Annotated in this window: 16 protein-coding genes and 1 tRNA gene; 8 read left to right on the plus strand and 9 right to left on the minus strand. The window is 75.7% G+C overall.

The window, feature by feature from the left end; translation table 11 throughout:
* Positions 1 to 304 precede the first annotated feature (304 nt).
* On the plus strand, positions 305 to 778 hold the full coding sequence (locus ACRAS8_RS22750; protein WP_438487842.1) for a hypothetical protein: 474 nt from the start codon (positions 305 to 307) through the stop codon (positions 776 to 778).
* Between the two features lie 73 nt (positions 779 to 851).
* Here ACRAS8_RS22750 and ACRAS8_RS22755 read toward each other — a convergent pair whose 3' ends face one another.
* The 4 genes from ACRAS8_RS22755 to ACRAS8_RS22770 form a co-directional block, all read right to left on the minus strand.
* A complete protein-coding gene (locus tag ACRAS8_RS22755) occupies positions 852 to 2,099 on the minus strand; it encodes a glycosyltransferase (protein WP_438487843.1) in 1,248 nt (415 codons plus the stop codon).
* A 112-nt stretch (positions 2,100 to 2,211) separates the two neighbouring features.
* Positions 2,212 to 3,660, minus strand: coding sequence for a sugar transferase (locus ACRAS8_RS22760; RefSeq protein WP_438487844.1), 1,449 nt, complete (start codon positions 3,658 to 3,660; stop codon positions 2,212 to 2,214).
* Entirely contained in the window at positions 3,657 to 4,838 is a 1,182-nt protein-coding gene (locus ACRAS8_RS22765) for a glycosyltransferase family 4 protein (RefSeq protein ID WP_438487845.1), read from the minus strand. The genes ACRAS8_RS22760 and ACRAS8_RS22765 overlap by 4 nt, the downstream gene beginning before the upstream one ends.
* A 61-nt stretch (positions 4,839 to 4,899) precedes the next feature.
* Positions 4,900 to 5,907 carry a hypothetical protein gene (locus ACRAS8_RS22770; RefSeq protein ID WP_438487846.1) on the minus strand — a complete coding sequence of 336 codons (1,008 nt, stop codon included), beginning with the start codon at positions 5,905 to 5,907 and terminating at the stop codon, positions 4,900 to 4,902.
* Positions 5,908 to 6,145: 238 nt separating this feature from the next.
* On the opposite strand from ACRAS8_RS22770, the gene ACRAS8_RS22775 reads away from it, so the two are divergent.
* Both ACRAS8_RS22775 and ACRAS8_RS22780 read left to right on the plus strand, forming a co-directional pair.
* Positions 6,146 to 6,457: a chaplin gene (locus tag ACRAS8_RS22775; protein ID WP_438487847.1), complete on the plus strand. Its 312-nt coding sequence runs from the start codon at positions 6,146 to 6,148 to the stop codon at positions 6,455 to 6,457.
* 154 nt (positions 6,458 to 6,611) lie between these two features.
* Positions 6,612 to 7,472, plus strand: coding sequence for a spermidine synthase (locus ACRAS8_RS22780; protein ID WP_438487848.1), 861 nt, complete (start codon positions 6,612 to 6,614; stop codon positions 7,470 to 7,472).
* A 30-nt stretch (positions 7,473 to 7,502) separates the two neighbouring features.
* Here the strand turns inward: ACRAS8_RS22780 and ACRAS8_RS22785 are convergent, their stop codons facing one another.
* Positions 7,503 to 8,087 (minus strand): hypothetical protein, encoded by a 585-nt coding sequence (locus ACRAS8_RS22785; RefSeq protein ID WP_438487849.1) that lies wholly within the window; start codon positions 8,085 to 8,087, stop codon positions 7,503 to 7,505.
* 204 nt (positions 8,088 to 8,291) lie between these two features.
* Between ACRAS8_RS22785 and ACRAS8_RS22790 the strand changes: the two genes are divergently transcribed.
* From ACRAS8_RS22790 to ACRAS8_RS22805, 4 genes are all read left to right on the plus strand, one after another.
* Positions 8,292 to 8,453 (plus strand): hypothetical protein, encoded by a 162-nt coding sequence (locus ACRAS8_RS22790; RefSeq protein WP_438487850.1) that lies wholly within the window; start codon positions 8,292 to 8,294, stop codon positions 8,451 to 8,453.
* A gap of 91 nt (positions 8,454 to 8,544) precedes the next feature.
* The gene (locus tag ACRAS8_RS22795; protein WP_438487851.1) at positions 8,545 to 9,249 is read left to right on the plus strand and encodes a response regulator transcription factor; all 705 of its coding nucleotides are present in this window, start codon (positions 8,545 to 8,547) and stop codon (positions 9,247 to 9,249) included.
* Positions 9,246 to 10,700, plus strand: coding sequence for a sensor histidine kinase (locus ACRAS8_RS22800; RefSeq protein WP_438487852.1), 1,455 nt, complete (start codon positions 9,246 to 9,248; stop codon positions 10,698 to 10,700). The genes ACRAS8_RS22795 and ACRAS8_RS22800 overlap by 4 nt, the downstream gene beginning before the upstream one ends.
* A 148-nt stretch (positions 10,701 to 10,848) precedes the next feature.
* Positions 10,849 to 11,916: a chitinase gene (locus ACRAS8_RS22805; RefSeq protein ID WP_438487853.1), complete on the plus strand. Its 1,068-nt coding sequence runs from the start codon at positions 10,849 to 10,851 to the stop codon at positions 11,914 to 11,916.
* A 118-nt stretch (positions 11,917 to 12,034) separates the two neighbouring features.
* Here the strand turns inward: ACRAS8_RS22805 and ACRAS8_RS22810 are convergent, their stop codons facing one another.
* The gene (locus ACRAS8_RS22810) at positions 12,035 to 12,943 is read right to left on the minus strand and encodes an AraC family transcriptional regulator (RefSeq protein WP_438487854.1); all 909 of its coding nucleotides are present in this window, start codon (positions 12,941 to 12,943) and stop codon (positions 12,035 to 12,037) included.
* A gap of 162 nt (positions 12,944 to 13,105) precedes the next feature.
* On the opposite strand from ACRAS8_RS22810, the gene ACRAS8_RS22815 reads away from it, so the two are divergent.
* The gene (locus tag ACRAS8_RS22815; protein ID WP_438487855.1) at positions 13,106 to 13,756 is read left to right on the plus strand and encodes an NAD(P)-dependent oxidoreductase; all 651 of its coding nucleotides are present in this window, start codon (positions 13,106 to 13,108) and stop codon (positions 13,754 to 13,756) included.
* Between the two features lie 79 nt (positions 13,757 to 13,835).
* On the opposite strand, the gene ACRAS8_RS22820 is transcribed toward ACRAS8_RS22815, so the two are convergent.
* From ACRAS8_RS22820 to ACRAS8_RS22830, 3 genes are all read right to left on the minus strand, one after another.
* A tRNA-His gene (locus ACRAS8_RS22820) sits at positions 13,836 to 13,911 on the minus strand.
* 106 nt (positions 13,912 to 14,017) lie between these two features.
* Positions 14,018 to 14,638 (minus strand): oligoribonuclease, encoded by a 621-nt coding sequence (gene orn, locus ACRAS8_RS22825; protein WP_438487856.1) that lies wholly within the window; start codon positions 14,636 to 14,638, stop codon positions 14,018 to 14,020.
* 5 nt (positions 14,639 to 14,643) lie between these two features.
* Positions 14,644 to 15,912 (minus strand): GlxA family transcriptional regulator, encoded by a 1,269-nt coding sequence (locus ACRAS8_RS22830; RefSeq protein ID WP_438487857.1) that lies wholly within the window; start codon positions 15,910 to 15,912, stop codon positions 14,644 to 14,646.
* Positions 15,913 to 16,460: the final 548 nt, after the last annotated feature.

Consider the following 16,460-nt stretch of genomic DNA (forward strand, 5'->3'; position numbering starts at 1 on the left):
GTGGTTTCACGGCCGGGTCCGACCCCGATCCACCGGCAGGCCCTCCTCCGTGCCATCGTGTGACCCAGGGCGCTTCTGACGGATCTCCGTGGACGCCACGGAGATCCGTCAGAAGCGCCCTTGCCGCGTCCTGGCGGTGCGGCGGGACGACGGTACCGGCTGTGACGGCTTCGCCACCCTGAGTTTGGCTACAAACCGGAATATCTCACCCGCGATCCGCCATGAAGTGCCATCCTTTGCAGCGTTCCGCCGCCGTAGCTGTTGACGCGTTTCTCCGTTGAAGTCGGTGTAAAGGGTGTGGCGCGTGCAGGAGGAGGGGTTCTCCGTGTGGGAGACCGGCGTCAGCAGGGGCGGCAAGGAGTCCGCGGGCCGGGCAGCGGCCCGCGAGGGGCGCACCGCCCCGGGGACCGTCCCCCGGCCCTGTGACCTGGTCACGGTCCCGGCCCGGCAGGGGCTGGAGGCGGTGGACATCCTGCGGCTGCGGGACGGCGTCGGCCCGGTCCTGCACGACGGTGCCTGCGACACCCTCGGTTTCCTGGTCCCGCCGGGGACGGCCGACGGCTGGGACGTGCCGGGCAGCGCCTGCACCCGGACGTCCGGGCGCGGGATCTCCCTGGCCGGGCCGGACGGCGGGGCGGTGCCGGAGCCGCCGGTACAGGGGACCGGCTGGCTGGTGCCGCCGGAGGGGGCCTACGCCGACGCCACCGACCCGGTGGTGCTGCGGGCGGCGCTGGGCGAGGCGGCCCGCACGATCGAGGCGGTCGACCGCTGCCAGTGAGGCGGCGGTGGCGCGGTGCGCGGCGGCGGGACGATCTCGGGTCGTCCCGCCGCCGCGTATCGCTGCCGTCCGGTCAGCGCTGGGAGAGCGAGTGCCCGTCCGGGGCCGGCGCCGGGGAGGGGTCGGGCAGTGAGATGCCCGGGGGCAGGCCCGGGGGCCCGGCGGGCCGGGCGGCGGGTTCCGGCGCCGGGCGGTTCCGGCGGGCCGTGGCCAGGGCCTGCTCGTAGACGGCCGTCAGCTCCTGGGCGCTGCGGTCGATGTCGTAGCGGTGCACCACCGGCGGCACCGGCAGGCGGCCCGGTTCGGTGCGCCGCAACTCCCTGAGCGCGGCGGTCAGTTCGTGGACGCCGTGGCCGAAGCGGCGGGCGCCGGGGGCCTGCTCCTCGGGGAGGTCGTCGACGGCCGGGCAGCTGGCGTGGAGGACGTGCAGTCCGGACGCCAGGGCTTCCAGGGCGGCCAGGCCGAACGCCTGGTCGGGGGCGGGCGAGACGAAGACGTCGACGGCCGACAGCATGCGGGGGACGCCGGGCCCGTCGCCGGGGACCGGACCGGGCTCGCCGCCGTCGGCGCCGAGCAGGTGGATCCGGTCGCCGGAGCCGAACTGCCCGGCCATCCGCCGCAGCGGCTCCAGCTCGGGCCCGTCGCCGGCCAGCAGCAGGTGGACGCCGGGGAGCTGGGTCACCGCCCGGACCAGGACGTCGAACCGCTTGCCGGGCACCAGCCGGCCGGCGCCGCCGACCACGAAGGTGTCGGGCGACAGGCCGAGCCGGGCCCGGAGGGTGGCCCGGGCGTCCGGGTCGTAGGCGAAGCGGTGTGCCTCGATGCCGTGGGGCACCACGTGGATCCGCCGCTCGGGGACGCCCCAGCGGCGGAGCCGGGCGGCGACGGTGTCGGAGACCGCGACGGTCGCCGAGCCCAGCCGCTCGGTGGCCCGGTACAGGGTGCGGACGCCGCGGGTCAGCCGGCGGCCCTCGATGACGGTGTCGCCCAGCGAGTGCTCGGTGGCGACGATCGCGCGGACGCCGGCCCTCCGGGCGGCGATCCGGCCGTAGACGCAGGCCCGGTAGAGGTGGGTGTGGACGACGTCGGGGGCGGCGTCGCGGATCAGGTCGGTCAGGCGGGTGAGTGCGGACAGGTCCCGGTTGCCGGTCATGGCGAGGTGGGTGACGGGGGTGCCGTCCGCCTCGATGGCCTCGGCGAGCGGGCCGGGGGTGGTCAGGGTGACGACCTCGCAGTGGGCGGGCAGCCGGCGCAGCAGCAGCCGCAGCTGCTGTGCGGCGCCGCCCACTTCGAGGCCGGTGATGACGTGCAGGACTTTCACCGGATCCCTCCAGGGGTAGCGGCCAGGGTGGCCTGGTCAGCGGCCGGGTCGGCCTCGTCGGGGGCGGGCGCCCGGCGGTGCGGCGGGTGCGGGGTGCGGGCGGCCGGGGCGGTCATCGGGCCTCCCGGCGCGGACGCGGCCGGGCCGCGGCCCGCAGCAGGATCCGCAGGTCCACTCCCGGCGACCAGCCGTCGATGTAGAGGTTGTCGAAGCGGGCCCGTTCCTCGGCGGGGGCGCCGTCGTGCAGCCCGTGCACCTGTGCCAGGCCGGTGAGGCCGGGCGGCATCCGGTACCGGGCGGCGTACTCGGGGTGGCGGCGGGCGAACTCCGCGGCCCGGGCGGGCCGTTCGGGGCGCGGCCCGACCAGACTCAGGTCGCCGCGCAGGACGTTCCACAGCTGCGGCAGCCCGTCCAGGGAGGTGCGGCGCAGCCACCGTCCGAGGCGGCCGGGCCGGGCCCCGGGGCGGGCGGTGCGGAACCGCAGCACGGCGCAGCGGCGGCCGTCCCGGCCCACGCGCTCCAGCCGGCGGATCACACCGGGCCCGTCCGCGAGCCGCAGGGCCAGCGCGCAGCCGAGCAGCAGCGGCGCCGCCAGCGACAGTGCCGCCGACGCCAGGACGAGGTCCATGGCCCGCTTGGCGGGTCCGCCCGGCCGGGCCCCGGCGGCCTCCCACGGCCGGCAGGCGAAGCCCCACAGGTGGCCGGTGCCCGGTCCGGCCGGCCGTCCGTCGCGGGCCGCGGCGGCGCCGGCCAGCCAGACGGCCGTGCCCTGGCCGAGGAACCGGCGGAGCAGCGCCGCGGTGTACGGGTCGCTCTGCGGCGGCTGAAGGAAGACCGCGTCGCGGACGGTGTGGCGGATGACGGCGCGGGTGACCGCCTCGGACGAGCGGAGCGCCGGCGGCGTCGCGCCCGCCGGGTCGGTGCGCGGGGCGGCCGGTCCGGTCGGCACCACGCCCACCGGGCACAGCCCGTACTCCGGATGCGACCGCAGCGCCGCGGCCAGCTGCCGGGCGGCCGGTTCGGGGCCGACGAGGAGGGCCGCCCGGGGCCGGCGCCGGGCGGCGGCGCGCCGTACCCGGTACACCGCGGCCCGCCCGGCCGCGGCCAGCGCGGTCTGGGCGGCCACCGCGGCCGGCAGGGCGACCGGGCCGAGCGCCTGTCCGGGGCGGAGCGCGGCCAGCGCCGCGGCCGCCGCGCACCAGGTGGTGGCGGCCCGGCCGAGCAGCGGCCCCAGCTCGTCGAGGGCGGCCGGCGCCGGGCCCGGGCGGTGGTGTCCGGCGCGGAAGGTGAGCAGCAGCAGGAGCGGTACCAGTCCGGCGAGCAGCACCGGGTCGGCGCCTACGAGGAGAGCGGCGCCGGCGGCGGCCAGGGCGTCGGCCGTGGCCAGCAGGGCGGGGGCGGCCCGGCGCGGTGCGGTCCGGGCGCGGAGGACGGGCGGGGCCGGGGGCACCGGGACGGGGGCCGGGGCGGCGGGGCGGGGCAGTGCGCCGGCCGGCGGACCGGGGCGGCTGCCCGGGCTCCCCGTGCCGGCCGGGGGAGCGCCCGCGGGCTCGGCCGTCATCGTCCGTCCCGTGCCAGGGCCAGGGCGGGCGGCACGGCGAGCAGTTCCCGGTACAGGTTCAGCACCGCGCCCGCCGTGCGCCGCCCGTCATGGGCCAGCCGTACGTGGTCCCGCAGCCGCTCGCCGAGCGCGGTGCGCCGGTCCGCGTCGGTCAGCAGGGCGGCGACGGCCCGGGCCAGCGCGGCCGGGTCGTCCGGCGGCACCAGGCAGTCGTCCGCGGCGCCGCCCGGCAGGCACTCGCGGGCCCCGCCGACGTCGCTGAGCACCACGGCCCGGCCGCAGGCCATCGCCTCCAGGGGGACCAGCGCCATCCCCTCCCACCGGGACGGCACCACCACCAGGTCCGCCGCCCGGTACCAGGTGACGGGGCTGTCGGCGGCGCCCGCGAAGAGCACCCCGGGCGGCGCGGTCCGGCGCAGCGCCGCCAGGTCCGGCCCGTCGCCGACCAGCACCAGACGGGCGTCCGGCACCTTGGTGGTCACCGCGGGCCAGGCCCGCAGCAGCGTCGCCTGGCCCTTCTGGGGGCACAGCCGCGCCACGCACACCACCAGCGGCGCGCCGGCCGGCACCGTGTCGCGCAGCGCGGGCAGCGAGGTCCGCAGGGCCTCCCGGGCCTCGTCGTCGGCGGGCGAGAAGCGCCGCAGGTCCACGCCGTTGGGGATCACCACCATCCGGCCGGCGACCCCGGCGGCCGTGCCGCGGGTCCGCTGTGCCTCGCTGACGCACAGCATCCGGTGCGTCCAGCGCGCCGCGCGCCGCTCCCAGACCGGCGCCGCCCGGGCGATCAGCCCGCCGACCGCCTCGAACGGCCAGCAGTGCGGCTGGTGGACGGTCGGGATGCGTCCGCGCACCGCGCGCCGGACGGCGAACCCGGCCCGGGCGCCGTGGACGTGCACGAGGTGCGGGCCGGTGTGCCGGACCAGCCGGGCCAGCCGCCGCGACGCGGACAGCGCCGTCGCCAGGCTGCCGCGGGCGGGCCACAGCACCACCTCGGCGCCGGCGGTCGCGGCCTCGGCGTGCAGGATGCCGCCGGGCGGCGCGGCCACCACCACCCGCAGTCCGGCCGCGACCTGGGACCGCGCCAGGCCGGCGACCACCCGGGCGATCCCGCCGTCGACCGGCTGGGACACATGCAGGACCGTGAGCCGCTCCTGGGACGGCGGGTCTTGTGGCGGCACGCGCACTGCTCCCCTGATTACCGAGCTGTCAGATCTCCGCGGGAATTGCCGACGCCGCCGCTCAGCGCCCGAGATCGGCCTGGACGAAGAGCGCGCCGAGCAAATAACCCGCCTTTCGGGTGGTGAAGCGGAATGCCAGCCGATCGCCCCCGGACCGGAGCGCCGGCGTCAGGTCGAAGACCTCGGAACCGAAACCGAGGCCGTGCCGGTAAGCGGGTGCGCGGGGCGCCCGCCGACCGAAATCCGGATCGGCCGAACGGACCGCGCGATTCGCCGGACCGGCGGAATCGCGCCGCGCGACCGGAGTAATACGGCCGGGCCGGACCGAGACTTTCCCGTGCTTTTCCCGAGTTCCGTGGTATGCCACGACGCCGGCCCGTCCCCGGGAATGCGCCGGAATGCCCAGCCCGGCCAGTTCCACCGCGAACGTCCGGCGGCGGCCGCCCAGCGGCTCGAATCCGTCCCACAGTGCCAGCCGCCGCAGCGGCTCCCTGGGGTTCTCGTAGGCGACGACCAGCACCCAGCCGCCCCGGGTCCGAGCCCGCGCCCGGGAGCTTCCGGTGGCCGTCCGCGCCACCGTGTAGGTGCCGGCGCCACCGCGCCGCACCAGGGCGGTGACGTCGGCACCGGCCTGGTAGTCGTCGCTGCGGGCGGTGGTGCGGCGGCCGACCGGGGCATCCGCGCGGACCTGCTCGTAGCGGCCGCGGGGCCCGGCGAGCAGCACCTCAGCGGCGTCCTCGGCCGCGCGGTGGCCGTCGGCCCGCAGGTCACCGCCCCAGTAGAGCCGGGCGTAGCGCACCCGAGAGCCGGCCGGCAGCCGCAGCCGGGCGGGCCGGGGCGCCGCGCAGGCCGGCCCCGCGCGGTGCGCCGCCGGCCGGCAGAGCACCGCGGCACGGCCGGTCCGCGCGATACCGCCGTGCCCGGTGAGGTGGAAGCGCTCGGCGAAAGGAATTCGGGAGGATTCCCCGGGCACCGGGGCGGCCGCGGCCGAAGTCAGCGCGGCCGACAAAGCCAGGGCCGCGAGCGCGCATACGGCGCCGCGCCCGGCCAGCTCCCTCGACTTCGGCATGTCGTCCTCTCCGGCGTCCGACTCCGACTCCGACTTCAATCAGTCAAACAGGAGAGCACTCTGGCAGAAATCATGTTGGAAATCGCGGCAGGCGCGCCGCAGCGCTGCCCGGGTTTTCCGTGGGCCGTCGGCCAGCCAGTCAGCCTAATGAATCCGCTTAAGTGGTAACGCCCGTATCCGTAACCCATATTGTTCGTTGTGTCCGATGCCCCATACGCGAACTGAAAAGGAGAATGGGATGAAGCGGTTCGTCAAGACCGCCGCGATGGCTGCGGCCTCCTCAGCCCTGGTGCTGGGCGGCGCGGGCATCGCGTCCGCCTACGAGGGCGGTAACCACGGCCGTAGCCACCACGGACGGTTCGACGAGGGCGGCCGCCACCACCACGGCCACGGCGCGCACGCCAAGGGCTTCGCGGTGAAGTCGCCGGGCGTCCTCAGCGGCAACGTCATCCAGATCCCGATCGACATTCCGATCAACGCGTGCGGCAACAGCATCGATGTCATCGGGCTGCTGAACCCCGGGTTCGGAAACATCTGCGTCAACAAGTGACCCGGTGCCGGTCCGAGGGGACATCGGACCGGCCCGGGCCCCGGCACATCAGGCGGACTGCCTGCGGCTCCGGCCGCCGGGCGGTCCGCCGCCTGCTGTCCCGCCCCCTCTGACCTGCGGATACCGTCCGACGGCGGGACGCCATACTGGAGTCATGGCGAGAAGCAGACGCGGGCGCGGCGGCCCGGAATCCGTCACCGGGACGGTCGGCGGCGGGGTCGCGGAACTGCGGCCCGACCGGGACCGGCCGCGCGGTTGGACGCTGCTGATCGACGGCGCCCCGCAGTCCCATGTCGACCTCGACGACCCGGCGCACCTGGAGTTCTCCTACCAGCGGCGGCTCGGCCACATCGCCGACCTGGCCGCCCCGGCCGGCGCGCCGCTGCGCGTCGTCCACCTCGGCGGCGGCGCGCTGACCCTGGCGCGGTACGTCGCCGCGACCCGGCCGCGCTCCACCCAGCAGGTGGTGGAGATCGACGCCCCGCTGGTCGACCTCGTCCGCGCGCGGCTGCCGCTGGAGCGGACCTGGCGGATACGGGTGCGCGGCGCGGACGCCCGCGCCGGCCTGGCCAGGGTCCCGGACGGCTGGGCGGACCTGGTCATCGCCGATGTCTTCGCCGGCGCCCGTACGCCCGCGCATCTGACCAGCGTCGAGTTCGTGGCGGAGGTCCGCCGGGCGCTGCGGCCGGGCGGCTGGTACGCGGCCAATCTCGCCGACGGGCCGCCGCTGTCGTTCCTGCGCGGCCAGATCGCCACCGTCCACACCGTCTTCCCGGAGCTGGCGCTGACCGCCGAGCCGGCCGTGCTGCGCGGCCGGCGGTTCGGCAACGCCGTGCTGCTCGCCGCCGACGGGCCGCTGCCGGTCGCCGAGCTGACCCGGCGGGCGGCCGGCGACCCGCACGCCGGCCGGGTCGAACACGGCCGGGCGCTGCGGGACTTCACCGGCGGCGCGGCCCCGGTCACCGACGCCGTCGCGGTCGCCTCCCCGGCCCCGCCCGCCGGCGTCTTCACCTGACGGGCGCCCGCCCGGCCGCCTGACTGGCCGTCATTTTCCCTGCTGCATCGCGCGGTTGGTGATCTGCACGAACGGCGGGTGGCCGTTCCAGGAGCAGATCACCGAGGAGTGCGCGCCGCCGCCGGTGAAGTCGACCCGGAGCCAGCCCTCCTGCTTCCACACCTGCATCTGCCAGCCCGCGTTGGGCGTCGCCGACACCAGCTCGGCGGAGTCGGCGCCCAGGGAGAGCACCACCCGGCCGCCGGCCGTGGCATAGCTGCGGACCCGGTCGCCGGTGGACGCCGGGGCGCCGCCGGCGCTGTCGGTGGGGGTGGCGGAGGGGCTGCCGGCGGGGCTGGACGGGGGGCTGGTCCGCGGCGGCCGGTCGTCGCCGGAGGGGGAGGGGCTCGCGGACGGCGGGTCGGAGGGCCTGGGCCGGTGGGTGGAGGAGACCTGCGGCAGGGCCGAGGCCGCCACCTGGTCGGACAGCGGCAGCGCCCGCGGCGCGTCGTACGCCGTGCCGGACAGCACGGTGTGCACCCCGAACCACGACAGGGCGACCGCGGCGCCGGTCGCCAGCGTCCAGGCCGCCGCATGGACCAGACCCCGGCCTCGTCCCGAACTCCCTCGCTCCATGCGCCCTATGGGACCACGCCCGCCGGGCGGAACGGCAACCCCGTTGCACACGGGCTTGACGGCCGGCGGGCGGGAGCGCCGCGCCGCTTCCCCGGCCCGCGGCGCCACCACGGCAACCGCCACAAGAGGGATGGGGCGTATATACGCGGAGAATCCGGGGCACAGTGAGCGCACCATCACCCTCGTCGCCGGGAGGCTCCTGAGATGCGCCGTATCGCAGCCGTCGTTGTCGGAACGCTCATCGCGCTGGGGGTGTTCACCGCACCGGCGAGCGCCGACCCGGACCCCATGGCGGGGAACGGCTCGTACGGCACCCAGCTCATCGACCAGCAGGCCGGCGACACCAGCATGGTGATGCCGCACTAGCCGCCGCCGGCACCCCGTACCTCCGGCCCCGCGCCGTCCGGTTGTCAACCGTGCGCGGGGCAACTCCCCTGTATGGCGTACGGTGCCGCCCATGGCACGAGTGCTCGTGGTCGAGGACGACCAGTTCGTACGCTCCGCTCTCATCCGGCACCTGACTGACGCCGGGCACGCGGTGCGCAGCGTCGGGACGGCCCTGGAGGCGCTGCGCGAGGTGGCGCAGGTCGGCTTCGACCTGGTCGTCCTCGATCTCGGTCTGCCCGACCTGGACGGCGGCGAGGCGCTGAAGATGCTGCGCGGCCTCACCGACGTCCCGGTGATCATCGCCACCGCCCGGGACGACGAGGCCGAGATCGTCCGGCTGCTCAACGACGGCGCCGACGACTACCTCACCAAGCCGTTCTCGGTCGAGCACCTCTCGGCCCGGATGGCGGCCGTGCTGCGCCGCTCCCGGGGCGCGGCGCCCGGCGCGGAACCGCCCTCACGGGTGATCCGGGTCGGCGGGCTCGCCATCGACCCGCTGCGCCGCCAGGCCGAGTTGGACGGCGCCGCCCTCGACCTCACCCGCCGCGAGTTCGACCTGCTGGCCTTCCTCGCCCAGCGCCCCGGCGTGGTCGTCCCCCGCCGCGAGCTCCTCGCCGAGGTCTGGCGGCAGTCCTACGGGGACGACCAGACCATCGACGTCCACCTGTCCTGGCTGCGCCGCAAACTGGGCGAGACCGCCGCCCGCCCCCGGTACCTGCACACCCTGCGCGGCGTCGGCGTGAAACTGGAGCCGCCGCGGTGTGAGACGCCGTGAGGTGGGCCCTGGTCAAGGTGGCCCTGGCGGTCACCACGATGGTCGTGGTCGCGTTCGCGGTCCCGTTGGGGCTGGTGGTCAGGGAGATGGCGTCCGACCGCGCCTATTCCAACGCCGAGCGGCAGGCCGCCGCCCTCGGCCCCGTCCTCGCCATCACCACCGACCGCACCCAGCTGGAACGCGCCCTGGCCAGCGCGGAGACCGGCCCCGGCGACCGGATCGGCATCCACGTGCCGGCCGGCGGCGCGGGCGGCGGCCCCGCCGGGATCGGCGCCCGCCGGGCCGCCCCGGCCGATGTCGCCGCCGCCGTCCGCCTCGGCCGGGCCTCCATCGCCGAGGTTCCCGGCGGCACTTCGCTGCTCCAGCCCACCGCGGTCGCCTCCGGCATCGCCGTCGTCGAGGTGTACGTCCCCGACGACGCGCTCACCAACGGCGTGGCCACCTCCTGGGCGGTGCTGGCCGGCGTCGGCCTGGCGCTGGTCGTCGGCTCGGTCGCGGTCGCCGACCGGCTCGGCACCCGGATGGTGCGCCCCGCCGAACGGCTCTCCGCGGCCGCCCACGACCTGGGCCGGGGCGACCTCGGCGTCCGCGTCCCGGAGGACGGTCCGAAGGAACTGCGCTCGGCGGCCAGCGCCTTCAACTCCATGGCCGACCAGGTCGTCCAACTCCTTTCCAACGAACGCGAACTGGCCGCCGACCTCTCGCACCGGCTGCGCACCCCGCTGACCGTGCTCCGGCTCAACGCCGCCTCCCTCGGCGACGGCCCGGCCGCCGAGCAGACCCGCGCCGCCGTCGAGCAACTGGAGCGCGAGGTCGACCAGATCATCCGCACCGCCCGCGCCCAGCGGGAGCATGCCGCGCAGGCCGCCGCCGCGGTCGGCTGCGACGCGGCCGAGGTGATCCGCGAGCGGATGGACTTCTGGTCGGCGCTGGCCGAGGACGAGGGCCGCACCGCCCGGGTCGCCGGCGCGGACCGCCCGGTGCGGGTGCCGGTCGCCCGCGCCGACCTCGCGGCGGCCCTGGACGCCATGCTCGGCAACGTCTTCCGGCACACCCCCGAGGGCACCGCCTTCGCCGTCGACGTGCACCACGCCGACGACGCGGTGATCGTGCTGGTCTCGGACGCCGGCCCGGGCATCGCCGACCCGGCCGCCGCGCTGCGCCGCGGCCACGGCGGCGGAGGGGACGGCTCCACCGGGCTCGGCCTGGACATCGTGCGGCGGCTGGCGGAGTCCACCGGCGGCGACGTCCGGATCGGGCGCTCGGTGCTGGGCGGCACCGAGGTGCGGGTCTGGCTGGCCCTGGGCGGGCGGCGGGACCGGCTCGGCGGCCGGCGCGCCCACCGGCTGCGGCGCCGGATCGGTGCCCGGGTGTTCGGCACCCGGGGCCGGCGGGCCGCCCGTGCCGCCGCGCCGGGCGGCGGCACCCCGGCCCGGGGCGCCCGCTCTTAACCGGCCCCTTCCGTTTCCTTAAGGCGGCCATAATTCCGCCAACCGCCGTACGGAACCCGGCATTTGTCCGTTTCGCTGCCGCTAGCGTGCGGGAACGCACCTCCCCCTCGGTGCGCCCCCGCCCCCATGTGACGACAGGCAGGACGACATGAGTTCCTCGGCACACCGGCGCCGGTTGAGCCGCCGGACCAAGCTGATCGGCGCGGCGGTGGCCGGCGCGCTGGCGGCCGGCGGCGGGTTCGCCGTCGCCGGCGTCGCGACGGCCACCAAGGCACCCCGGCCCGGCACCGCCACCGGCGCCCCCGCCGGCACCGCCGCCGCCAAGGCCGGCTTCGCCCCGTTCGTCGACACCTCCCTCACCCCCGCCTACGACCTGACCGGCACCGCGCAGAAGACCGGGGTGAAGCACTTCACCCTCGCCTTCCTCACCTCCGGCGGCGGCTGCGTCCCCAAGTGGGGCGGCACCGGCGACCTCGGCGGCGACGCGGTCGCCCGGCAGATCCCGGCGCTGCGCAAGGCCGGCGGCGACGTCCGGGTCTCCTTCGGCGGCGCCAACGGCACCGAACTGGCCGCCGCCTGCTCCTCGGTGTCCGACCTCGCCGCCGCGTACGGCAAGGCCGTCGACCAGTTCAAGCTCACCAAGGTGGACTTCGACATCGAGGGCGGCGCGCTGCCCGACACGGCCGCCAACACCCGCCGCGCCCAGGCCATCGCGCAACTGCAGAAGCAGCATCCGGGCCTCGACGTCTCCTTCACCCTCCCCGTGATGCCCGAGGGCCTCACCCAGGACGGCGTCAACCTCCTCGCCAACGCCAGGCAGAACGGCGCGCGGATCTCCGCCGTCAACATCATGGCGATGGACTACGGCGCCTCGTACCACGGCAACATGGCCACCTACGCCACCCAGGCCGCCACCGCCACCCAGGCCCAGCTGAAGAAGGCCCTCGGCCTGAACGACGCGGACGCCTGGCGGACCGTGGCGGTCACCCCGATGATCGGCGTCAACGACGTCCAGGGCGAGGTGTTCAGGCCCGCCGACGCCGCCGCCCTGGTGAAGTTCGCACAGGGCAGGCACCTGGCGTGGCTGGCCATGTGGTCCGCCACCCGCGACCGTCCCTGCCCCGGCGGCCCGTCCAACTCCGCCCAGCCGACGTGCAGTTCGATCGACCAGGCCCCGCTGGCCTTCACCAGGGCGTTCGGCGCCTACACCGGCTGACCCCCCACCGGTCCGGGCCCTCGGGCGCCCCGGACTGCCCCCGAGGCGGGGCGCGACGGCACCACCCCCCACCCGTCGCGCCCCGCCGCCTCTCCTCGCCGTGCCCGGCGGCGGCAGTTCAGCCGCCGCCCCGCACGGCGTCCCGGAACGCGATCGGCGTGATCCCGGCCTGCCGTTGGAAGAACTTGCTGAAGTTGGTGGCGTCCGCGAAGCCCAGCCGGACCGCGATCCGCGACGCCGGCTGGTCGCCGTGCGCCAGCAGCCGCTTGGCCTCCAGCACCACCCGCCGGTCGATGAACTCCTTCGCCCCGACCCCGGCCGCCGCCTCCGTGGCCCGCGACAGGGTCCGCGGCGCATAGCCCAGCGACCGCGCGTAGTCCGCGACCCGGCGGCTGCGGGCGAACCCCCGCTCCACCGCGTCCCGGAACCGCAGATACGTCTCGCTCGCCTCGCACATCCCGTCCTCCGGGCCGTCCGCCGGGCCGCCCGGATACGCGGCCCGCAGCACCAGAACGGCCAGGAGGTGCCGCAGCACCTCCAGGTGCACCTCCAGCGGCAGCCCGCCCAGCGCCCCGAACTCCCGGTGCAGTTGCGTCAGCGCCTCGTCCAGCGCCCGGGCCGCGGCGCCCTCGGGGTGCCGCACCGCCGGCCCGTACCAGTCCTCGATCCGGGCCGCGGCCGCGGTCGCCGGGTCCACGAACCCGGACTCGAAGAGCACCAGCCGCCCCTCCGCGCCCGTCAGGTCCCCGAAGTGCTGCACCTGCCCGGGCCGCGACCACAGCAGGTCGCCGGGGGCCAGCGCATGCTCCCGGAAGTCGACGCAGTGCACCAGGCGCCCGCGGTCCAGGAGCAGCAGATGGTGGAAGTCGGGCCGGTGCGGGGCCGCCAGCCCGCAGGCGTCCGCGCGCTCGCGCAGCTCGGCGAGGGTCAGCACCTCCACCCCGGCGGGCCGCCCGGCCGGCGCGGAGAACGCCACCGCACGGATCGCCTCTGCGTCCTCTCGGGGGTCCTGTCGCTTTCTCACCATGACCCGTCGCCTCGCTACCCCGGAATCTCCCGCTGATACCCCTAGCGTAGGAGACGTCAGCACGGCTGATGGCGGAAAACGGCAGCCGCATCCGGCGGCCGGAACACCGCGCTCCGCACCCGGGCGCACCTCGCCCGCATCGAACCACCGGGAGAACCCACCATGTCCAAGATCGCGCTCTTCGGGGCCACCGGCACCATCGGCAGCCGCATCCTCGACGAGGCCCTGCGCCGCGGCCACCAGGTCACCGCGGTCGTCCGCGACCCGGCCAAGGTCACCACGACCCACCCGGCCCTCACCGTGCTCTACGGCGACGCGCTCGATCCGGAGTCCGTCGCGGAGGTCGCCAAGGGCCAGGACGTGGTGGTCTCCGCGGTCGGCGGCGGCGACGGCCCGGGCCACATCGCCACCATCCGGCCCGCCGCCGAGGCACTGGTCGAGGGGCTGCGGACGCTCGGCCAGGACGCGCCCCGCCTGATCACGGTCGGCGGCGCCGGCTCGCTCCGCAAGCCCGACGGCGTCCAGGTCTGGGACACCGAGGGCCTCCCGGTCCCGCTGCTGCAGATCATGCACGCGCACGGCGACGCGCTGGACTTCTACCGCACCGTCTCCGACGTCCGCTGGACCAACCTCAGCCCGGCCGCCTCCATCGAGCCCGGCGAGCGCACCGGCACCTACCGCACCGCCGCCGAGGACCTGGTGGTCGCGGCCGACGGCAGCAGCCGGATCTCCACCGAGGACTACGCCGTCGCGCTCGTCGACGAGATCGAGCAGCCCGCCCACCTCGGCGAGCGCTTCACCGTCGGCTACTGAGCACCGGCGCGCCGCCCCGAGGCGGCACCTGACCCGGAAACACCCGAGGCCCCCGATCCGGAGATCGGGGGCCTCGACATGGGGTGAGTAACGGGACTCGAACCCGCGACATCCTGGACCACAACCAGGTGCTCTACCAGCTGAGCTATACCCACCAAGACCGGTGCTGTGTGGTTCCTTTTCCCCACCGGCTGAGAAAAAGTGTACAGGTTCCGGAGGGGTGCTCGCTCCCAGGTTTCACGCCCCTGGGAGCGAGCTGCGTCACTGTGCCGCCGACTCCGGTTCGGCGGGCAGCTTGTACTTGGCCGCGATGGCCTTCGCGGTCTCCGAGTCCGGCCCCGGCTGCGGCACGAACACGGCCTCCCGGTAGTAGCGCAACTCCGCGATGGATTCGCGGATGTCGGCCAGCGCCCGGTGGTTGCCGTTCTTGTCCGGACTGTTGAAGTACGCCCGCGGGAACCAGCGGCGGGCCAGTTCCTTCACGGACGACACATCGACGATCCGGTAGTGCAGGTAGCTCTCCAGCGCCGGCATGTCGCGCAGCAGGAAGCCACGGTCGGTGCCGACGGAGTTTCCGCACAGCGGCGCCTTCCCCGGCTCCGGCACATGCTGCCGGATGTACTCCAGCACCTGTGCCTCGGCCGCCTCCAGCGTCGTCCCGGCATCCAGCTCGGCCAGCAGCCCGGAGGCGGTGTGCATCTGCCGCACCACCTCCGGCATGGTGGTCAGCGCCTCGGCCGGGGGACGGATCACCACATCCACCCCGTCACCCAGCACGTTCAGTTCCGAGTCGGTGACCAGGGCGGCCACCTCGATGAGCGCGTCGTTCGCCAGCGAGAGTCCGGTCATCTCGCAGTCGATCCACACCATGCGGTCGTTCATACTTCTCACCCTACGGGGCGCTCCCGCTGACCGGGGAGTACGGGCCGGGCGGCCCCCCGCCCGACGGGGGTCTCCGGGAGCCGCGCGGCATACCCCTCCGGCGCCGGCTTGCCCGCGTCGGCCACCTCGGCCAGCGCGTGCGCGCCCCCCAGCGCCGCGGCGGAGAACCGCTCGCCGCCCAGCGTCGCCCGCTCGCGCTCGGGACGCTCGGCCCGCTCCGGGCGCAGCGCGGGCTCCGGTGCGCCGTTCTGCGGCCGGCGGGCGCGGTAGGCCGCCCGGTAGGCCGCGGGCGAGGCGCCCAGCTGCCGCCGGAAGTGGCCGCGCAGCGCGACCGGCGAGCGGAACCCGCAGCGGCCGGCGACCTCGTCCACGGAGTAGTCGGAGGTCTCCAGCAGCCGCTGGGCCTGGAGGACCCGCTGGGTGATCAGCCACTGGAGCGGAGCGCTGCCCGTGAGGGAGCGGAACCGCCGGTCGAAGGTGCGCCGGCTCATGTACGCCCGCGCGGCCAGCGTCTCCACGTCGAACTGCTCGTGGAGGTGCTCCAGTGCCCAGGCGACGACCTCGGCGAGCGGGTCGGCGCCGATCTCCTCTGGTAACGACCTGTCCAGGTAGCGCTGGTGCCCGAGGTCGGACGCGGTCCGCCGGGGCGGGACGACCAGCCTGCGGGCCAGCGCGTTGGCCGCGTCGGCGCCGTGGTCGGTGCGCACAATGTGCAGGCACAGGTCGATGCCGGCGGCGGTGCCCGCGGAGGTGAGCACGTCCCCGTCGTCGACGAAGAGCTCGCGCGGGTCCACATGGACGGACGGGTAGCGCTTGGCGAGCGTCGGCGCGTACATCCAGTGGGTGGTGGCCGGGCGGCCGTCGAGCAGTCCGGCCGCGGCGAGGACGAACGCCCCCGTGCACAGCCCGACGATCCTGGCCCCTTCCTCGTGCGCCCGGCGCAGTGCGTCGAGCGCCGCGGGCGGCGGGGCCTGGGTGATGGAACGCCAGGCCGGTACGACGACCGTCCCGGCACGGGAGATCGCCTCCAGCCCGTAGGGGGCGGAAAGTTCGAGCCCCCCGGTCGTGCGCAAAGGCGCATCTTCGCCGGCGCACACAAGCAGCCGGTACCTCGGAACGCCGGCGTCCTGTCGGTCGATGCCGAAGACCGAGAGCGGAATGGAGCTCTCGAAAATGGGTCCGCCGCTGAAGAGGAGCACCGCGACTATTTCGCGGCGTCGTCGGGCGGCGAGCTTGCGTGCGGCATCTGGTACGGCAGCGGAGTCCTGGCTCATGGCGCTTAAGCCCCCCTCGGTCGTCTCGCCCTCTCGGTCCTGCACAGTTCCCCCGCCGTCACTGACCAAGATCGAATCTACTGTGTCCCGTGAGGATGGAGTGCCAAGTTCACCACCCGCTGGTATGTCGATATGGCAACTTGGCGCGAAGCATTCGATCACGAAGCGTTCCACTCGTCGGGCCTGCATGGGAAGTGCGCGTCTCGGCTCTGCCCGTTCGCAATAGGGCACAACCATGCCCGCCGGTCCTTTCCTCCCTGCTCACACCTGGGTTGTGGGGGGTCGGGGGCACCGTGGGGATCCGGACCGGAAGTTGGCTGAAAACGGTCGTGCGCAGACTTGCGGACGCCTCAACCGGCGGGCGTACGCCCCTTGTAGAGGCGTCCGCCCCCCTGCACTCCCGTCCCGGTACGCCCCGTTCTGCCCCCTCTGTGTCCCATGCCTCCGGCACCGGGCCGCGGGCCTGTGCGCCCGGACCCGCACCACCCCGCGTCGTGCGCGGACCGCCGCCGCGGGGTCGGCGGCGGTCCGCGGCGGGCCCGTGCGGA

Source organism: Streptomyces sp. S186 (assembly GCF_051603415.1).
GTDB lineage: Bacteria > Actinomycetota > Actinomycetes > Streptomycetales > Streptomycetaceae > Streptomyces.

Coding starts and splice junctions, on each gene's coding strand:
- ACRAS8_RS22785 (WP_438487849.1), bottom strand. CDS start 8,087: ATGGAGCGAGGGAGTTCGGGACGAGGCCGGGGTCTGGTCCATGCGGCG.
- ACRAS8_RS22780 (WP_438487848.1), top strand. CDS start 6,612: ATGGCGAGAAGCAGACGCGGGCGCGGCGGCCCGGAATCCGTCACCGGG.
- orn (WP_438487856.1), bottom strand. CDS start 14,638: ATGAACGACCGCATGGTGTGGATCGACTGCGAGATGACCGGACTCTCG.
- ACRAS8_RS22795 (WP_438487851.1), top strand. CDS start 8,545: ATGGCACGAGTGCTCGTGGTCGAGGACGACCAGTTCGTACGCTCCGCT.
- ACRAS8_RS22805 (WP_438487853.1), top strand. CDS start 10,849: ATGAGTTCCTCGGCACACCGGCGCCGGTTGAGCCGCCGGACCAAGCTG.
- ACRAS8_RS22830 (WP_438487857.1), bottom strand. CDS start 15,912: ATGAGCCAGGACTCCGCTGCCGTACCAGATGCCGCACGCAAGCTCGCC.
- ACRAS8_RS22790 (WP_438487850.1), top strand. CDS start 8,292: ATGCGCCGTATCGCAGCCGTCGTTGTCGGAACGCTCATCGCGCTGGGG.
- ACRAS8_RS22760 (WP_438487844.1), bottom strand. CDS start 3,660: ATGACGGCCGAGCCCGCGGGCGCTCCCCCGGCCGGCACGGGGAGCCCG.
- ACRAS8_RS22770 (WP_438487846.1), bottom strand. CDS start 5,907: ATGCCGAAGTCGAGGGAGCTGGCCGGGCGCGGCGCCGTATGCGCGCTC.
- ACRAS8_RS22775 (WP_438487847.1), top strand. CDS start 6,146: ATGAAGCGGTTCGTCAAGACCGCCGCGATGGCTGCGGCCTCCTCAGCC.
- ACRAS8_RS22810 (WP_438487854.1), bottom strand. CDS start 12,943: ATGGTGAGAAAGCGACAGGACCCCCGAGAGGACGCAGAGGCGATCCGT.
- ACRAS8_RS22815 (WP_438487855.1), top strand. CDS start 13,106: ATGTCCAAGATCGCGCTCTTCGGGGCCACCGGCACCATCGGCAGCCGC.